Annotated in this window: 13 protein-coding genes and 1 pseudogene; 8 read left to right on the forward strand and 6 right to left on the reverse strand. The window is 43.2% G+C overall.

From position 1 onward, the window contains the following. The 6 genes and pseudogenes from HMPREF1154_RS13065 to HMPREF1154_RS01400 form a co-directional block, all read left to right on the forward strand. Window positions 1-185 (forward strand): annotated as a pseudogene (locus tag HMPREF1154_RS13065) (IS1595 family transposase); the annotation flags it as partial. Between the two features lie 124 nt (window positions 186-309). Continuing rightward, on the forward strand, window positions 310-1,110 hold the full coding sequence (locus HMPREF1154_RS01380; RefSeq protein ID WP_009640767.1) for an outer membrane protein assembly factor BamD: 801 nt from the start codon (window positions 310-312) through the stop codon (window positions 1,108-1,110). Next, entirely contained in the window at window positions 1,110-1,454 is a 345-nt protein-coding gene (locus HMPREF1154_RS01385) for a DNA-directed RNA polymerase subunit omega (protein ID WP_369730988.1), read from the forward strand. The genes HMPREF1154_RS01380 and HMPREF1154_RS01385 overlap by 1 nt, the downstream gene beginning before the upstream one ends. Continuing rightward, window positions 1,435-2,643 carry a bifunctional phosphopantothenoylcysteine decarboxylase/phosphopantothenate--cysteine ligase CoaBC gene (gene coaBC, locus HMPREF1154_RS01390; RefSeq protein WP_009640836.1) on the forward strand — a complete coding sequence of 403 codons (1,209 nt, stop codon included), beginning with the start codon at window positions 1,435-1,437 and terminating at the stop codon, window positions 2,641-2,643. Before HMPREF1154_RS01385 ends, coaBC begins: the two co-directional genes overlap by 20 nt. Before the next feature lie 70 nt (window positions 2,644-2,713). Next, on the forward strand, window positions 2,714-3,598 hold the full coding sequence (locus tag HMPREF1154_RS01395; protein ID WP_009640744.1) for a type IX secretion system protein PorD: 885 nt from the start codon (window positions 2,714-2,716) through the stop codon (window positions 3,596-3,598). 27 nt (window positions 3,599-3,625) lie between these two features. After that, on the forward strand, window positions 3,626-4,462 hold the full coding sequence (locus tag HMPREF1154_RS01400) for a ChaN family lipoprotein (protein ID WP_009640877.1): 837 nt from the start codon (window positions 3,626-3,628) through the stop codon (window positions 4,460-4,462). 192 nt (window positions 4,463-4,654) lie between these two features. Here HMPREF1154_RS01400 and HMPREF1154_RS01405 read toward each other — a convergent pair whose 3' ends face one another. Together HMPREF1154_RS01405 and HMPREF1154_RS01410 are read right to left on the reverse strand one after the other, a co-directional pair. Then, entirely contained in the window at window positions 4,655-4,945 is a 291-nt protein-coding gene (locus tag HMPREF1154_RS01405; protein ID WP_009640820.1) for a type II toxin-antitoxin system RelE/ParE family toxin, read from the reverse strand. Continuing rightward, a complete protein-coding gene (locus HMPREF1154_RS01410) occupies window positions 4,942-5,184 on the reverse strand; it encodes a hypothetical protein (protein WP_009640884.1) in 243 nt (80 codons plus the stop codon). The genes HMPREF1154_RS01405 and HMPREF1154_RS01410 overlap by 4 nt, the downstream gene beginning before the upstream one ends. A 564-nt stretch (window positions 5,185-5,748) precedes the next feature. Here HMPREF1154_RS01410 and HMPREF1154_RS01415 point away from each other — a divergent pair. Both HMPREF1154_RS01415 and HMPREF1154_RS01420 read left to right on the forward strand, forming a co-directional pair. Next, window positions 5,749-8,880 carry a SusC/RagA family TonB-linked outer membrane protein gene (locus HMPREF1154_RS01415; RefSeq protein ID WP_034566666.1) on the forward strand — a complete coding sequence of 1,044 codons (3,132 nt, stop codon included), beginning with the start codon at window positions 5,749-5,751 and terminating at the stop codon, window positions 8,878-8,880. Window positions 8,881-8,891: 11 nt separating this feature from the next. Then, entirely contained in the window at window positions 8,892-10,361 is a 1,470-nt protein-coding gene (locus HMPREF1154_RS01420) for a RagB/SusD family nutrient uptake outer membrane protein (RefSeq protein ID WP_009640817.1), read from the forward strand. A 65-nt stretch (window positions 10,362-10,426) separates the two neighbouring features. Here the strand turns inward: HMPREF1154_RS01420 and HMPREF1154_RS01425 are convergent, their stop codons facing one another. The 4 genes from HMPREF1154_RS01425 to HMPREF1154_RS01445 all read right to left on the reverse strand — a co-directional run bounded on the left by HMPREF1154_RS01425 (window position 10,427) and on the right by HMPREF1154_RS01445 (window position 14,514). Continuing rightward, entirely contained in the window at window positions 10,427-12,748 is a 2,322-nt protein-coding gene (locus HMPREF1154_RS01425; protein WP_009640742.1) for an outer membrane beta-barrel family protein, read from the reverse strand. 27 nt (window positions 12,749-12,775) lie between these two features. Further along, window positions 12,776-13,273: a hypothetical protein gene (locus HMPREF1154_RS01430; protein WP_009640859.1), complete on the reverse strand. Its 498-nt coding sequence runs from the start codon at window positions 13,271-13,273 to the stop codon at window positions 12,776-12,778. 6 nt (window positions 13,274-13,279) lie between these two features. Continuing rightward, window positions 13,280-13,747: an SUKH-3 immunity protein gene (locus HMPREF1154_RS01435; RefSeq protein ID WP_009640830.1), complete on the reverse strand. Its 468-nt coding sequence runs from the start codon at window positions 13,745-13,747 to the stop codon at window positions 13,280-13,282. 194 nt (window positions 13,748-13,941) lie between these two features. Beyond that, entirely contained in the window at window positions 13,942-14,514 is a 573-nt protein-coding gene (locus HMPREF1154_RS01445; RefSeq protein WP_009640882.1) for a methylated-DNA--[protein]-cysteine S-methyltransferase, read from the reverse strand. Between the last annotated feature and the right edge of the window lie 17 nt (window positions 14,515-14,531).

Raw genomic sequence — 14,531 nt, forward strand, 5'->3', positions numbered from 1 at the left:
GGATATTGCTGTCGCAAATTACGAGGTATATATTCTTGGGTATCAGAATTTAATATAGACCGATATTTAGCGGAATACAGTTTTAGAATCAATCGCTCACAAATAAAGATACTTTCTTTAACAAATTGATGAAAAGAATTGTAGAACGTTCTCCCGTTTCCCAAAGTCAATTAGTATGTAGCTAAATAGACATCTCAAAAATATAATTTTGCTTACGTCGAACTCATGTTGTATTATTAACAATTTACAATTGATAATTAACAACTAATATTTGGTTGGAAGTATCAAAAAAATGCGTATCTTTGCCCAATGAATCTAAAAGGAAAAGTACTGGCTGTTGTCTGTGCTATCTCATGGGGTTTTTCCTCCTGCGGGGAGTACCAAAAAGCCATGAAATCAGACAATTACGAATACAAATACCAAGTAGCTAAAGCCCTCTATGAGAAGGGTGACTACACTCGTGGGTTACGCCTATGGGAGAAGGTAGTAGGCTATTATATAGGCCGCCCACAGGGGGAAGAGGCCTTGTATATGTATGCTGATAGCTTCTATAAGCGGAAGAAATACGTGCTGGCGGCCTATCAGTATGAGCGATTTTTGCGCAATTACCCTCGTAGTGAGAAGGCCGAAGAGGCGCTCTTTCTCAAGGGGGAATGCCACTTTTGGGAGTCGCCTAAGTATAGCCTAGACCAGAGCGAGACGGCTAAGGCCTTGGATGAACTACAGGAGTATATAGATCGCTACCCCAATGGCACACACCTAAGGGAGGCTAACAATATGGTCTTGGAGCTACTGAACAAGCTCCAGCAGAAGAGTTTTGAAATAGCCAAGGGCTATGACAAGATTCGCGACTATCAGGCTGCTATCAAGTCCTTTGAGAACTTTTTGATAGACAACCCTGGCTCTACTTTCCGCGAAGAGGCGATGTACTACCGCCTACACTCGGCTTATGAGTTGGCAAAAAATAGTGTCAAAAGCAAAGAAAAACAACGCTTTGAAGAGGCCAAGGGCTATTACGAATCCTTTGTTCGCTCCTACCCAGAGACCTCTTTCAAGGGGAAGGCAGATAAGATGTACCAAGATATTCTAAAGAAAATAAGTGAATTATGATAAATTTGAAACGCATAGATGCGCCGCAAACTACCGTTACCTATGACAAGAACAAAATAGATGCCCAGACAGGCAACATCTATGAAGCAATTTCTATCATAGCCAAACGGGCTTCGCAGATCAATGCAGAAATTAAGCGCGAATTGGAAGAAAAACTAGAAGAGTTTGCTATCAATAATGATAGTTTGGAAGAAGTTTTTGAGAACAAAGAGCAAATAGAAGTTTCTAAATTCTACGAAAAACTTCCTAAACCACAAGCTATTGCTGTAAAGGAATGGCTAGATGGGGATATAGAATATCGTTATATTGATGAAAAACAAAACCATGAGTATTCCTTCGCTTAAGGGGAAACATATACTAATCGGAGTAACGGCTGGAATAGCCGCTTATAAGATACCACACCTTGTACGCTTGCTTGTCAAAGAACAAGCAAGCGTTAAGGTTATTATGACTGAAGATGCTGAGGCTTTCGTAACCCCGCTTACCCTTTCGGTACTCTCCAAGGAGAAGGTATATACCGCATTCGCATCTGAGGAACATGAGTGGCACAGCCATGTGGCACTTGCCCAGTGGGCAGATGTCTTTGTCATAGCTCCAGCTACGGCCAACACCTTGGCCAAGATGTCGCATGGAATATGCGATAACCTGCTATTGGCTACCTATCTTTCGGCTAAGTGCCCTGTGTTCTTTGCTCCTGCTATGGACTTGGATATGTATGCTCACCCGACAACTAAGAACAATATCGCTCTTTTACAATCTTTTGGCAACCATCTTATTCCCTGCGAGTTTGGCGAGTTGGCCAGTGGTTTGGTAGGTGAGGGACGTATGGCGGAGCCTGAGAGGATTGTAGCCCAATTAGCCCAGTTTTTCTTTTCTAAGAAAGCGCTACTTAAGGGCAAAAAGCTCCTCATCACCGCAGGGCCTACCTACGAGATGATAGACCCTGTACGGTTTGTAGGCAATTTCTCTTCTGGTAAGATGGGGGTTGCGCTATCTAATATGGCGGCTCGGATGGGGGGAGAGGTTACCCTTATCCTTGGCCCTACTGCCCCTCACGCTATAGAAAATAGTGTAAAGGTGTGCCCTGTGGTAAGTGCTCAACAGATGTATGAGGCCGCTCAAGAGGCCTTTGTCGATACCGATATAGCGATATTGGCCGCTGCCGTTGCCGATTATAAGCCTATGGTGCAAGCTCCCCAAAAGATTAAAAAGAAAACCGATCTGCTGACGCTGGAGCTGACCAAGACTCAAGATATTTTAGCGTCCTTGGGTGCTCAAAAGGACAAACAGCTACTTATTGGTTTTGCCTTAGAAACAGAAAACGAATTGGAGAATGCCAAGGGGAAACTCACCCGTAAGCACTTAGATGCCATAGTGCTCAACTCGCTCAATGACAAGGGTGCCGGCTTCTCGGTGGATACCAACCAAGTTACTTTTATCACCCGTGAGGATAAGGTCGTGCCTATACCGCTGAAAACTAAAACAGAAATTGCGGCTGATATCCTTACCCTTATTCACGACGAATTGTTATAAATCAAAAGGCAAATTGCCATTATAACTAGGGCAAATTGCCATTTGCCCCTACATACACAACGATAACATTATGAAAAAACAACTTCTTATTATTCTTTCGCTGCTGAGTTGGGGTATTTTCGCCCAAGAACTCTCTTGCAAGGTTACGATCAACACCCAACGGGTCAACCAGACCAACCAACGGGTATTTGCTACCCTACAGCGCTCCCTACAAGAGTTTATCAACCGCAAGGCTTGGACAGACCTCAAGACAAGGGAGAACGAACGTATAGACTGTTCTTTCGTCTTTACCGTCTCTTCCTATGAGAACAATATGCTCACTACCGATGTACAGATACAGGCTTTCCGCCCTGTGTATGGGAGTGGCTACCAAACACCGCTGATGAACTACCAAGAGAAAGGGGTTACTTTTTCCTACTTGGAGAACGAACCTATCTACTTCAACCCCAGCAACTTTACTTCTAACCTTTCCTCCTTTATCGCCTACTATGCACTGATTATCATAGGAGTAGACGCTGATACTTTCTCCCCTGATGGAGGCAAACCCTACTTTGAGAAAGCCCTGACTGTGGTACTCAATGCCCAAGGAAGTGGAGACAATGCTTGGCTACAGAATGGCTCTAACAACCGCTGGCAGATGATTACCGACCTGCTTTCCGATGACTTCGCTTCTCTACACAAGGTGCTCTATGCTTATCACCGCAAGGGCTTAGACCTGATGAGCCAAGACACCCAGAAAGCTAAAAATGGTATAGCCGAGGCGCTTATAGAACTTGACAAGATGGACAATAGCCGTATCAACCGCTTCCTCGCTCAGCTCTTCTTTGATGCCAAGGCAGATGAGCTCGTCCAGATCCTCTCGGAGGGCAAGCCCTTAGAGAAACGACAAGAGGTACAGAAAGTACTGATGAAATTGGCGCCTACTCATGCACAACAGTGGGGACAGATTAAGTGAAAAGTGAAAAGTAAAAAGTGAAGGGCTATGAGGATAGTTTTGTTTTATTTGGGGCTGTTGCTGACTGTAGGAGGGTTTGCTCAGGATAAGAAAGCCTATGTTTTCTTTGATAAAAACGGTAGGCGCACTTCCTACAAGAAACTTCTTAGAAAGAGTGAAAAAGCCGATATAGTACTCTTTGGCGAGTATCACAACAACCCTATTGCCCATTGGTTAGAACTTGAACTTCTTAAAGACCTACAACCCAAGCGTCCGCTTGTCTTAGGGGCGGAGATGCTGGAGCGGGATAACCAAGAAGCCCTTGATCGCTACTTGCAAGGGACTATTGACCAAAAGGGATTAGACACCTTAGCCCGCTTATGGAAGAACTACAAGACGGATTATAAGCCCTTGGTGGATTTTGCCAAGAAGCACCAACTACCTTTTGTAGCGACCAATATGCCTCGCCAATATGCCACCCTTGTATATAAGAAGGGAATCCAAGCCTTTGATACACTTACTTCCACTGAGAAGCAATGGATCGTACGCTTACCTTTCGCCTATGACGGCAGCCTCTCCCAATACGAAAAGATGAAAAAGATGTCGGGACACAACACGGAGAACCTCCCTATGGCACAGGCGATTAAGGACGCTACCATGGCCGAATCCATATTAGCACACTTAAAACCCAACAGCCTTTTTGTCCATTTCAATGGGAGCTACCACTCTGACTATTACCAAGGCATTGGGTGGTATCTCAGGCGAGAACGCCCCGATCTACGCATCTTGACCATCGCCACTACCTCGCAAGCAGCGCTTAAAAAACTGGAAAAAGAGAGCTATGAACAAGCCGATTTTATCTTGGTTGTTGATGAAGACCTATAGTCAATCATATTTAGAATGCGAAAAAAATACGAATAAATAAGGCAAGGGATTTATTCTTAATTTGCTCTCTTTCAAGGGCTAATTGCCATTAGCCCCTACACCTGCTCTTGCTAATTTTCCGCAAACCATTTCTGTTTGGCTATAAGCAATTAGTCAGTTTGATGATTTGTCAATTAAGTAAGATAGTTTGTCTTACAATGGTTTTTGATAGCTACTACGGAAATATTGTATCTCAATAATAGCTTCTTTTTCCTTTATTTCATAATAGATAAGAAACCGTCCTTTTAGAATTGTTCTTCTATATAGATTAAGTTTTTCATCATACTTCGCTAAAAAGTAAGGATTTTCCATAAGTTCCTGTGCTAAGGTGTCTATTGCCTTTATTATTTTATTTGAATAGACATCACTACCATTATGTTCGTCCCAATAATCAAGTGTCTCATAATAGCTTGTTTGCGCCTGAGTTGTCCAAACTATATTCATTTTCTATTGAGTTTTCTCTCCATTGCTCTTTTTTGTACCTCTGAGTGCTGAGTAACTAACCCTAGTTTTGATTGTTCTTTAGAGCAATAAATTCTTTCCAAGTCCTCTGAGGTTAGTTCAGAAAAAGTTGTCTGTTCAGGTTCTATGATCTCCACGCCTATATCATTCAAAAATTTCATTAATGACTGATACTTATGAAAAGGTAGCGCTTCTTTGAAAGTAATTGTATTGGTTTGCATATTGTTTTATTATTTATACTCTCCGCAAAAGTACGAAATAAAAGTAAGAAACAAAAAAAAGTTAGGCAAAAAGTTTTTTGCCTGATTTTTCTCTTCTATTAGAAAGAACCTCTATCTTTAAACAAAAGAGCTACAAGCTCTCTCTGTATAAGGCACGAGCTAAAGTCGCTGAATACTTGGAAGCGAGTATGTGACTCGCGCCAGCACATAACTACAATACAAGAACTATAAAATTTAACGGGACACTATTGTAAGTACAATATAAGTAAGCCCTGCTACAATATAAATTAAGCATACAAAAAACAAATAAAATATTGCATTTTATTCAACAAAAGCACTACTTTTTAAATTTTATTCAATCTTCATATTTTAGTTTCTTTATAGATAACCTCCAAAAGGTCTGTTTTTAAGCAACTTAATGAAAATAAGACTCTTATTCAAATTAAAAACTTTTCATTTCTCTATGTAATACATTACTGTTTATTGAAAAAATATTTAATTTATTTGTTTTATTTTCAAAAAAATGATGTATATTTGCAGCTTTCTATTAAAAAACTTTCTGATATGAAGCAAAACAAACATTGGAGGTTATTGTATTTCCTCTTTACCCTTTGCCCCTTATGGCTTGTAGCCCAACAACTCACTGTAAAAGGAGTGGTGAAAGACACTGATGGAATGGAAATGCTCGGTGTCTCTATTATTGTCAAAGGCACCCAAAAAGGGGTCGCTACTGATGGCAATGGTCGTTATCAAATCAAAGTACAACCTCATGACGTTCTTGTTTTCTCAAGCGTGGGATATCTCTCCCAAGAGAAAACGGTAGAAAAGAGTGGTGTTATTGACATCACCTTGGAGGCTGAAGTGGTCGCACTCACAGGTACCGAAGTGGTCGCTGTTGCCTATGGAGCTACCGACAAGAAATCATTTACAGGTTCGATGACAACAGTCAAAGAGGAAACCATCAAAGGAGCACAGACCAACAATGTTGTAAAAGCCTTGGAAGGTTCCGTTGCGGGGGTGCAGATCTCCTCTGGTTCAGGGCAACCAGGTTCGGGTGCCTCTGTGCGCATACGAGGTATAGGCTCTATCAATGCCTCCAGCAACCCCTTAGTCATCTTGGACGGTGTGCCTTACGAGGGGAGTCTCAATGCTATCAACAACAGTGATGTGGAGAGTATCAATATCCTCAAGGACGCATCGGCAGCAGCGCTCTATGGGGCACGAGGTGCCAATGGGGTGATTATCATCACTACCAAGAGTGGCGCACGAGGCCAGCTCTCCGTTCAGTACGACAGCCGTATAGGGTTCAACTATCGCGGGGTACCTGAGTATGACCTTATGAGTTCCCCTTCCGAATACTACGAAACCCTATGGCATTCCCTCTATAACCAAAGCCGATTTGGACAAAACCAACCCGAAGCTGTGGCACGCTCTTGGGCAAGCCAGCAGCTAATCCCCAATGTGGGAAGCGGGTACAATATATACAATGTACCTGACCAAGAGGTTGTTTTAGCCAACGGAAAGCTCAACCCCAATGCTCAGATAAAGTACTCCGATGCGGCCACTTTTAACCAATGGGAAAAGGCACTTTTCAAACCAGGTGTACGCAAGGAACACAACCTTAGCCTGACCAAAGGTTCTGAAATCAACAACTTCTATTTCTCTTTGGGTTACCTAAGCGATGAGGGGTATAACCTCAACTCTTATTTCAACCGATATTCATCTCGTTTTTCCTACAGAGGAGAAATCACTCCATGGCTAAAGATACATACCAACTCCATGCTTACCTATACCGAGAAGCAGGGAGCTACTTCCATTAGCTATTCCAATCCTTTTTCTTGGACGCGTAACATAGCCCCTATCTACCCTATCTACGAACATGATGATTCGGGTCAGGTGCTTAGCAGCTATGACTATGGTGCTACTCGTAAGTATAATGACAATGCCAATCCCCTTGGCACTCAGAAAGAAAACATAGACCTGACGAGGGATTATTACCTTAACCAATCCGTATCCCTTGACGCTACCCTCTTGAAAAACTTACAATTCTCCAGCACAGGGAATGTATATGGCAATTTCTACGAATCCAATAACTTCACCACTCCCTTGGCTGGTGAAGGGAAAGTATATGGGGGGAATGCCACTAAATCCCGCTCCGATGTTGTGGTGATGACCTTCAACCAGTTGCTCCGATACCAAAACACTTGGAAGGACTACCATCTTGAAGCCCTTTTGGGGCATGAGTCCCACAAGGCACGTTCGGGCGCTATGACAGGTGCCAAGCGCAATTTTGTAGATCCTCGCAACAGTGAGTTCTCCAACGCTGCGGTTTTGGCCGCTTTGGACTCCTATACGAGCCACTATTTCATAGAAGGATACTTTGGGCAGATAAATGCCAACTACAAACAAAAATACTTCTTCTCCAGCAGCCTACGTCGTGATGCTTCTTCGGTATTTGCGCCTGAACATCGTTGGGGTACGTTCTGGTCAGTGGGAGGCTCTTGGCTAATGAGTCAAGAAGATTTTATGAAAAAAGCCACTTTTGTCAATAGCCTAAAGCTAAAAGCCAGCTATGGAATCCAAGGGAATGATGAACTCTATCTGCCCGATGGAGGTCGCTCCTTGGTACCCTACATGACCCTATATGAGGTTACCTCCGATGGTAGCACTGCCGGACTACAAGCACGCTACAAAGGCAATCGCAACATCACTTGGGAAGAGAGTGGCAACTTCAACACTGGAATTGAGGCTACCCTATGGGATCACCTTCTTACCATAGAGGCGGATTACTTTGTCAAGAAAACCAAGAACTTGCTCTTCAATATGCCCCTCCCCTCCTCCACAGGCTTTAGCTCCGAACCGAGAAATGTAGCCGACATGGAAAACAAAGGGATTGACTTTGTCATCAACCTAAATCCAATAAAGCGCGAGCACTTCTCTTGGTCTGTGTCTTTCAACGGACTATACTATAAAAACACCATCACCAAACTGCCTGAGGAACTCAGAGAAAAAGGCGTCTCCAGAGGCGGTTCGCAAATCCTAAAAGAAGGCGGCAGCATCTATGACTTCTATATGGTACGCTGGGCGGGAGTCAACCCTGACAATGGAGATGCCCAATTCTATATCAAGAACCCAGCCACAGGTGCTTATGAGGTGAAAGGTAGTGCCGCCTACGAAATGGAAAACAGTCGCAGCTTCGTCGGTTCTTCCATTCCTGACCTACAAGGAGGCTTCGGTAGCAATTTTAGGCTGTACAACTTCGACCTCTCCCTACAGTTTGCCTACCAGCTTGGCGGCAAGTTCTACGACTATCAGTATGCAGGGCTTATGCACTCAGGACAGTTGGGTAGAGGATGGCATACCGACATGCGCGCACGCTGGAGCCCTGAAAACCCACATACCGATGTGCCCCGCTTGGAGTTTGCCAACCAAAAGTTACTGAGCTCCTCCGATCGTTTCCTGATAGATGCTTCCTATCTGTCGCTAAGAAACATCAGTGTAGGGTATAGTCTGCCTGAAGAGGTTTGCCAAAAGCTACACCTGAACAAGCTCCGCTATTATATCACCGCTGAGAACGTATATCTCTGGAGCAAACGCAAGGGGTTAGACCCTCGTTCGAGCCTCGCAGGGGTGAATAGCTCCGCTGTATATAGTCCTATACGTACTGTTTCTATGGGACTTACCCTTAACTTTTAATCCGATGTATCATGAAGAAAAATAATATATACCTCCCATTATTCCTTTTAGGGCTGCTTATCAGTGCCTGTTCTAAAAGCGAATTTGACCCTAAAGTAGATGGCTTCCTTACCGATGAGCGCAAAAAGGAGCTTATGGAAAATGTAGAGACCAAGGCCAACCTCCTGCAAGTAGAACTCAATGGTATCTATAACAACAATATACGCTCTCAATCCAATAGTGGAGAGACCTTTGGGCTGAAGGCCATTCACCTGGCTACAGACCTTTCGGGGCTGGATATGGTACAACAATCCTATAGCTGGTTTGGTTTTGACTACAACTTTGATATGTGGCGTGCCGAATATGCCCGTACGGCCTTTTTATGGAATTTTCTCTACAAGCAAATCAGCTCTATCAATGCTGTACTTACGGAATATTTCCCAGAAGCACCTTCCCAAGCGGTACTATATCAGAAATATGCGGAATTGAAATCCCTTAGAGGCATCTACTATTACTACCTGATCAATCTCTACCAACACTCCTACAAGGGACATGAGAATGACTTAGGCGTCCCCTTAGTACTACGCCCTACCGATGCCAAACTGCCTCGTGCTACGGTAGCGGCTGTATATGAGCAGCTTTTGGCTGATTTTTCGGTAGTAGATGATGCCCGCTATGTAGTTACTGAAACCAAAACCGATGTAGATAAGGCGGTAGCCGCGGCCTACTTGGCCAAAGTATATGCCCATCTTGAGCAATGGGACAAGGTGATTGCCTATACCCGTATGGTGCTCAATAGCCCTTATTTTACCTTTACCTCCATGGGAGAGGTACAAGCAGCTAAGTGGGATATCTCCTCCGCCTCTTGGCTTTGGGGGTATGACATTACCCAAGAGACTACCACTCACTGGAATTCCTTCTATTCCAATATAGACAATACCAACCCTATAAGCTATGCAGGAGGGGGTGCCTTCAAGAGCATCTATAGTCTGCTCTATGCCCATATAGCCCCTACCGATGTGCGTCGTAACCTCTATATAAACCGTACGGAAGCCCCTGCAATCGCCTATAGATACCCACAGCTACCCGATTATGCCAACCTAAAGTATGTTACAGATACCCGCTTCTTAGGAGATTATTGTTTCCTACGTTTGGAAGACCCACTACTACTCTATATAGAGGCCTTAGTGGAGAAAAACGAACTCACCCGTGCTCAAAACACCTTGACCTATTTCATGCAGAACTTCCGCGATCCTTACTATACTCCTACAGCTACAGACCAAGCCTCCATGCGTGAGGAGGTACGTTGGCAACGCCGTATAGAGCTTTGGGGAGAGGGCACCTCTTTCTTTGACTTCAAGCGATGGGGATTAGGCGCCAACAGAACTCAAGCAGGCAGCAACCATGTCTATGCCATAGATATTCCTGCAGGAGACAGGCGTTGGGTGTATCAGATTCCTATTAGCGAAATAGAAGCCAATCCGAATATGGTACAGAATTAATAATCTAATGAATTGATAAGCAATGGGTCAATGAGCTTTAAGGTTCATTGACCCATCGGTTTATTTTATAACCTACTACGTTCGCTCTCTATACCGCTACCTCTGACGTCCTCCTCTACCTCTTTGCCTTTGGCAAACTGGAAAATGAGGGAGAGACCAAAGAATCGTGTGTTGGCCTTGTTGTAGCTATAACTATACACTTGGTTGAAGTCATATTCACTCTTGGATCTGGAGGTATTGAATAGATCACTTACAAAAGCATTGAGCTTGAAGGCATCTGAAATCGGATAGAACAAATCCACACCAAAGGTATTGCTCTGGTAGTTCTTGAAATACATATTCTTGTGATCGGATGTATAAGTGTAGTTCACACCCAACTCCATATCCCAAGGGAGATAAAAACGCTGAGACAAAAACACTTCTGCATATAGGGAATGGTACTGCTCATTGGGGTGTCTGAAATGGAGACTTCCCCCTACAAATTTGGCATTCATCTCGCACCAATCGGTTAGTTTTTGGAAAGAAGATATATGCAAAAAGAAATCATTCTTATAGCCCGCATTCTCAGGACGGGTAACCCGTATACCTGCCACATCACTAGGCATATATACAATATTATTTTGGGTATAGCGATAAGTTAGACTCAGATTAAGCCTACCTGTATGTCCCCATTGAACTTGGTAAGTGTTGGCTGGTTTCAACTCCTTATTCCCCACGCCTGCCGTAGTAGGGCTATATCTTATATAAGTAGGATTAAAAGCATTAAAATACGGCCTACTGAGTCGCTCAGCCGCAGAGATATAAAAGCTATACCCCCATAACTGACCCTTGTATTGGGCATTGAATAACCATTGCCAATCATCGTTATAATAATACGCTGATCTATTGTTGAAATCATTATAATTATACTCAGAGCGAGCCCCCAAGGATACTGAAGCACTTTCCCCCATAGGGAAGTTATAAGAGGCATAAAGAGCAAGTATATATTCCTTTAGAAAAAAATCCTTTGAATAATCGGTATCTTTGATATACTGCTGATTGACAAGATAAAAACGATTCTGGTAAAGGCGGTTATCTACCAGAGAAAGACGAGTACCTAGGGAAAATGCCTGCTTATCTGCCCATTTCTTATTCCAAGCCGCCTTAAGAGCATAGACAAAGACCTTATCATCATTTGCTTCTTCAAAAACCTTAGTTGTTATAAGTGCTTTGTGCAGTGCTTCCTCTTCCCAAGAGGGATTCTCATATTTCCTATTCATGAAATCAAGATTCACTTGTAGGTTGGAGTTGAGTGTATCTAAGGTTTCCTTAAGTGCTAAAGAAAAAGTATGATCGGTAGAATGCTGGCTAAAAAGCTTATGATTGGCAATCCAATGGTCATAGGTATTATGATCATAGACCTCTGTACGTGTATTTCGGTCATGATCCTTATCCTCGTCATAATTGAGCATATAAAGGAAACTCAGACTTGTATTCTCATGTGGTGTATAGTCTGTTCCAAAGAGAACATTATTACCTATTCTCCTTAGCTTGGCTTCAGTGGTGCTATTATAGGAACGTTGCACATTCTTGAGTGTTAGCTCATTTGCCTCCTCTAAGACGGTTTTGGAGCGAAAGTGATAGAGATTGCCATAGATACGATATTTCTCGGTAGCATAAAAGAGATCTACACCACTATCATAGCCAAATTGAGGTTTGAAGTATATTCTCTGGCGCAACTCCCCTACCCAACCTTGTTTTTGGATTGTATTTATCTTGATTATTCCAAACTTAGAGGCTTCGGTAGAGGCGTCCATTCTATCGACTACCTCTATACTCTCAATGGTATTGGTAGGAATAGTACTTAGAAACTTCAGGATCTTATCCTTGGGCAAATGAAGCTCCTTACCGTCCAGAACAAGCTGAATATCATCACTACCGAGAATATTTAGTCCATTAACAGTGGAGATACTGGGAGCATAGTCAAGTATCTCAAGTATATTATCTCTGTTTTTCAGGCGAGAGTCAGCCACTGCTATCACCACTCCTGTATCGGTATAGGTGATAGGGCTTTTGGTACGAGCGATAGAGACACCTGAGAGTTCTTGCACTTTTTCAGCAAGGGAGATCTCCCCCAAGGAAGTATCTGATTGTAAGGAAAGTACTTTAGAAAACCCTTCGTAGAAGACAGAACTGACCGTAAGGGTATAAGTACCTGCCGCTGCTTGTAGGCTAAAACTACCGTCCTGCTTGGACAAAGTTGCCTCGACCACTTTTTCCTCCTGTAATAACTTCACAGTACAATAAGCGATAGGGGCATTGCTCTTATCCCTTAGCACTCCCTCGACCTTAAATTGTCCCCAACAGCAGAAAGGAACAAAACAACATAGAAGAAAGAACGATTTCATAGCGTAAGAAAAATTGTTTGACAAATATTAAATTATTTTACCTTGATAATCAATCAAGTAACTTTCGTAATTAAAATCTATTAGCTCTATTCCTTTGGGTGTAAGGGTAAAAGAGGGTATACACTCTGTGGGCGAGACAAAAATATCCTTACCACTGAACTGCCAAAGGATTTCGCCCTGCCTATTAAGGCGTGATATCTCTACCTCTCCATGGGTAATGTAATCATCTTGGTAAGGAACAATCTCAAAACAAGTAGCCATATCCACCTGCGTATGCCAGCACACCTCGATTGTAGGCAACAGCAAGCAATATACTTCATTACCACAAGTGATAAGGAGTCTATCACCGTCTAACAGTGCGCTTTTCTCCCACAGACTGCTCACGCTACCTCCTGCTGTGAGGACTATGCTTTTTATCTCCTCTTCTGCCTTATAGAGATAAACCGCTACTTGTGGCGGGTGTGCTCCCTTTTCTCTTATCTCTATCTGATAAGAATCTTTATAGAGCCAAAGGGTGTTTTTCATGGTGTTTTAAGGTCGTATAATTGTTTCTTCTACTTTGCCTTTGATCATATTCTCAATAGCAGTATAGAGGTCGCCCCCATAGAGATGGTAATAGGTCTTTCTTGGCGTCCAAGAGGTAAGGTCAAGCACGCCCCATACACTGCCTACACTATCTATACAGAGAACTTCATCGGCATTGACATCACCAAAGGGAATAAGCTCGGTAATACCTGCATCTGATTCGTAGTATAGCATTTCTTGGCGAGTGGGAAGATTTTGCGAATATATAAAAACCATATAGCCATCGCGGCGTTTGATATCCTTGTCGTCAAATATGGTAAGGAAAGTGACGAGTTCGTGAGGCAAATCGTCATAACCTGCCTCGCGATAGCGCGCTTTGATAGTTTCCGTACGAGCTCGTCGCTCTTCTTTAGAGAGGGTATTGAGTAAGGTGACACCTTGCTTTGCTAAAAGGTTTTCTAATGATTTTTTCATTTTTTAAACAAATTTGCCACCTCAAAAACGGGTACTAACAACAATAGTATAGGCGATAAAACGAGAAAGATCACCCCCGTCAACAAGCAGCCTAAGTACTGGTTATAAGCAAAGGCTCTATCCAACAGTTCTATGGTCTTATTAACTATCCATAGTTTTTCTATTTTCTTCTTGAGGTTCATGGGTTTCTCTTTTCATTCTTCACTTCCCACTCCCTCCAATTCCAACAAAAACTTCTTTCGCCACAATCCACCACCATAGCCTGTGAGGGTACCATTGGAGCCAATGACCCGATGACAGGGGATTAGGATAGAGATGCGGTTCATACCATTGGCATTGGCTACGGCACGTACGCTTTGGGGCGATCCCAAGGCAATGGCTTGCTCTTTGTAACTCCACGTCTGCCCATAGGGAATGGTGCGTAAGAGCTGCCAGACACGCTGTTGGAAATCTGTTCCCATGGGGTGGAGCGGTATGGAAAACACCTGACGTTTGCCCGCAAAATATTCGCTAAGTTCTTCTTCCAAAAGGGCAAAGTAGGGACTTTCACCTTGTACAACCGTGGTTTTCTCTCGTTGGGCAATATTTTTCAGTTCTGCTTCCAACATTTTGCTATCGGAAAACTCCAACACACAAATACCCTTATCGGTAGCACAAGCCACCATGGTACCTATGGGCGTTTCTATATGCTTGAGCAGGATTCCCCCGATCCCTCGAAGAGGGACAAAAGGAAGGCTTTCTTTAGTTCGTCTGCTTATATTTTCCATGCTTCACTTTTCATTTC

It is taken from the genome of Capnocytophaga sp. CM59, assembly GCF_000293175.1.
In the GTDB taxonomy this organism is placed as follows: Bacteria; Bacteroidota; Bacteroidia; order Flavobacteriales; family Flavobacteriaceae; genus Capnocytophaga; species Capnocytophaga granulosa.

Excerpts from the sequence above, each read along its gene's own strand:
- HMPREF1154_RS01445 (WP_009640882.1), bottom strand. The coding sequence starts at position 14,514 with ATGGAAAATATAAGCAGACGAACTAAAGAAAGCCTTCCTTTTGTCCCT.
- HMPREF1154_RS01410 (WP_009640884.1), bottom strand. The coding sequence starts at position 5,184 with ATGCAAACCAATACAATTACTTTCAAAGAAGCGCTACCTTTTCATAAG.
- HMPREF1154_RS01405 (WP_009640820.1), bottom strand. The coding sequence starts at position 4,945 with ATGAATATAGTTTGGACAACTCAGGCGCAAACAAGCTATTATGAGACA.
- HMPREF1154_RS01420 (WP_009640817.1), top strand. The coding sequence starts at position 8,892 with ATGAAGAAAAATAATATATACCTCCCATTATTCCTTTTAGGGCTGCTT.
- HMPREF1154_RS01425 (WP_009640742.1), bottom strand. The coding sequence starts at position 12,748 with ATGAAATCGTTCTTTCTTCTATGTTGTTTTGTTCCTTTCTGCTGTTGG.
- coaBC (WP_009640836.1), top strand. The coding sequence starts at position 1,435 with ATGAGTATTCCTTCGCTTAAGGGGAAACATATACTAATCGGAGTAACG.
- HMPREF1154_RS01380 (WP_009640767.1), top strand. The coding sequence starts at position 310 with ATGAATCTAAAAGGAAAAGTACTGGCTGTTGTCTGTGCTATCTCATGG.
- HMPREF1154_RS01400 (WP_009640877.1), top strand. The coding sequence starts at position 3,626 with ATGAGGATAGTTTTGTTTTATTTGGGGCTGTTGCTGACTGTAGGAGGG.
- HMPREF1154_RS01415 (WP_034566666.1), top strand. The coding sequence starts at position 5,749 with ATGAAGCAAAACAAACATTGGAGGTTATTGTATTTCCTCTTTACCCTT.
- HMPREF1154_RS01435 (WP_009640830.1), bottom strand. The coding sequence starts at position 13,747 with ATGAAAAAATCATTAGAAAACCTTTTAGCAAAGCAAGGTGTCACCTTA.
- HMPREF1154_RS01430 (WP_009640859.1), bottom strand. The coding sequence starts at position 13,273 with ATGAAAAACACCCTTTGGCTCTATAAAGATTCTTATCAGATAGAGATA.
- HMPREF1154_RS01395 (WP_009640744.1), top strand. The coding sequence starts at position 2,714 with ATGAAAAAACAACTTCTTATTATTCTTTCGCTGCTGAGTTGGGGTATT.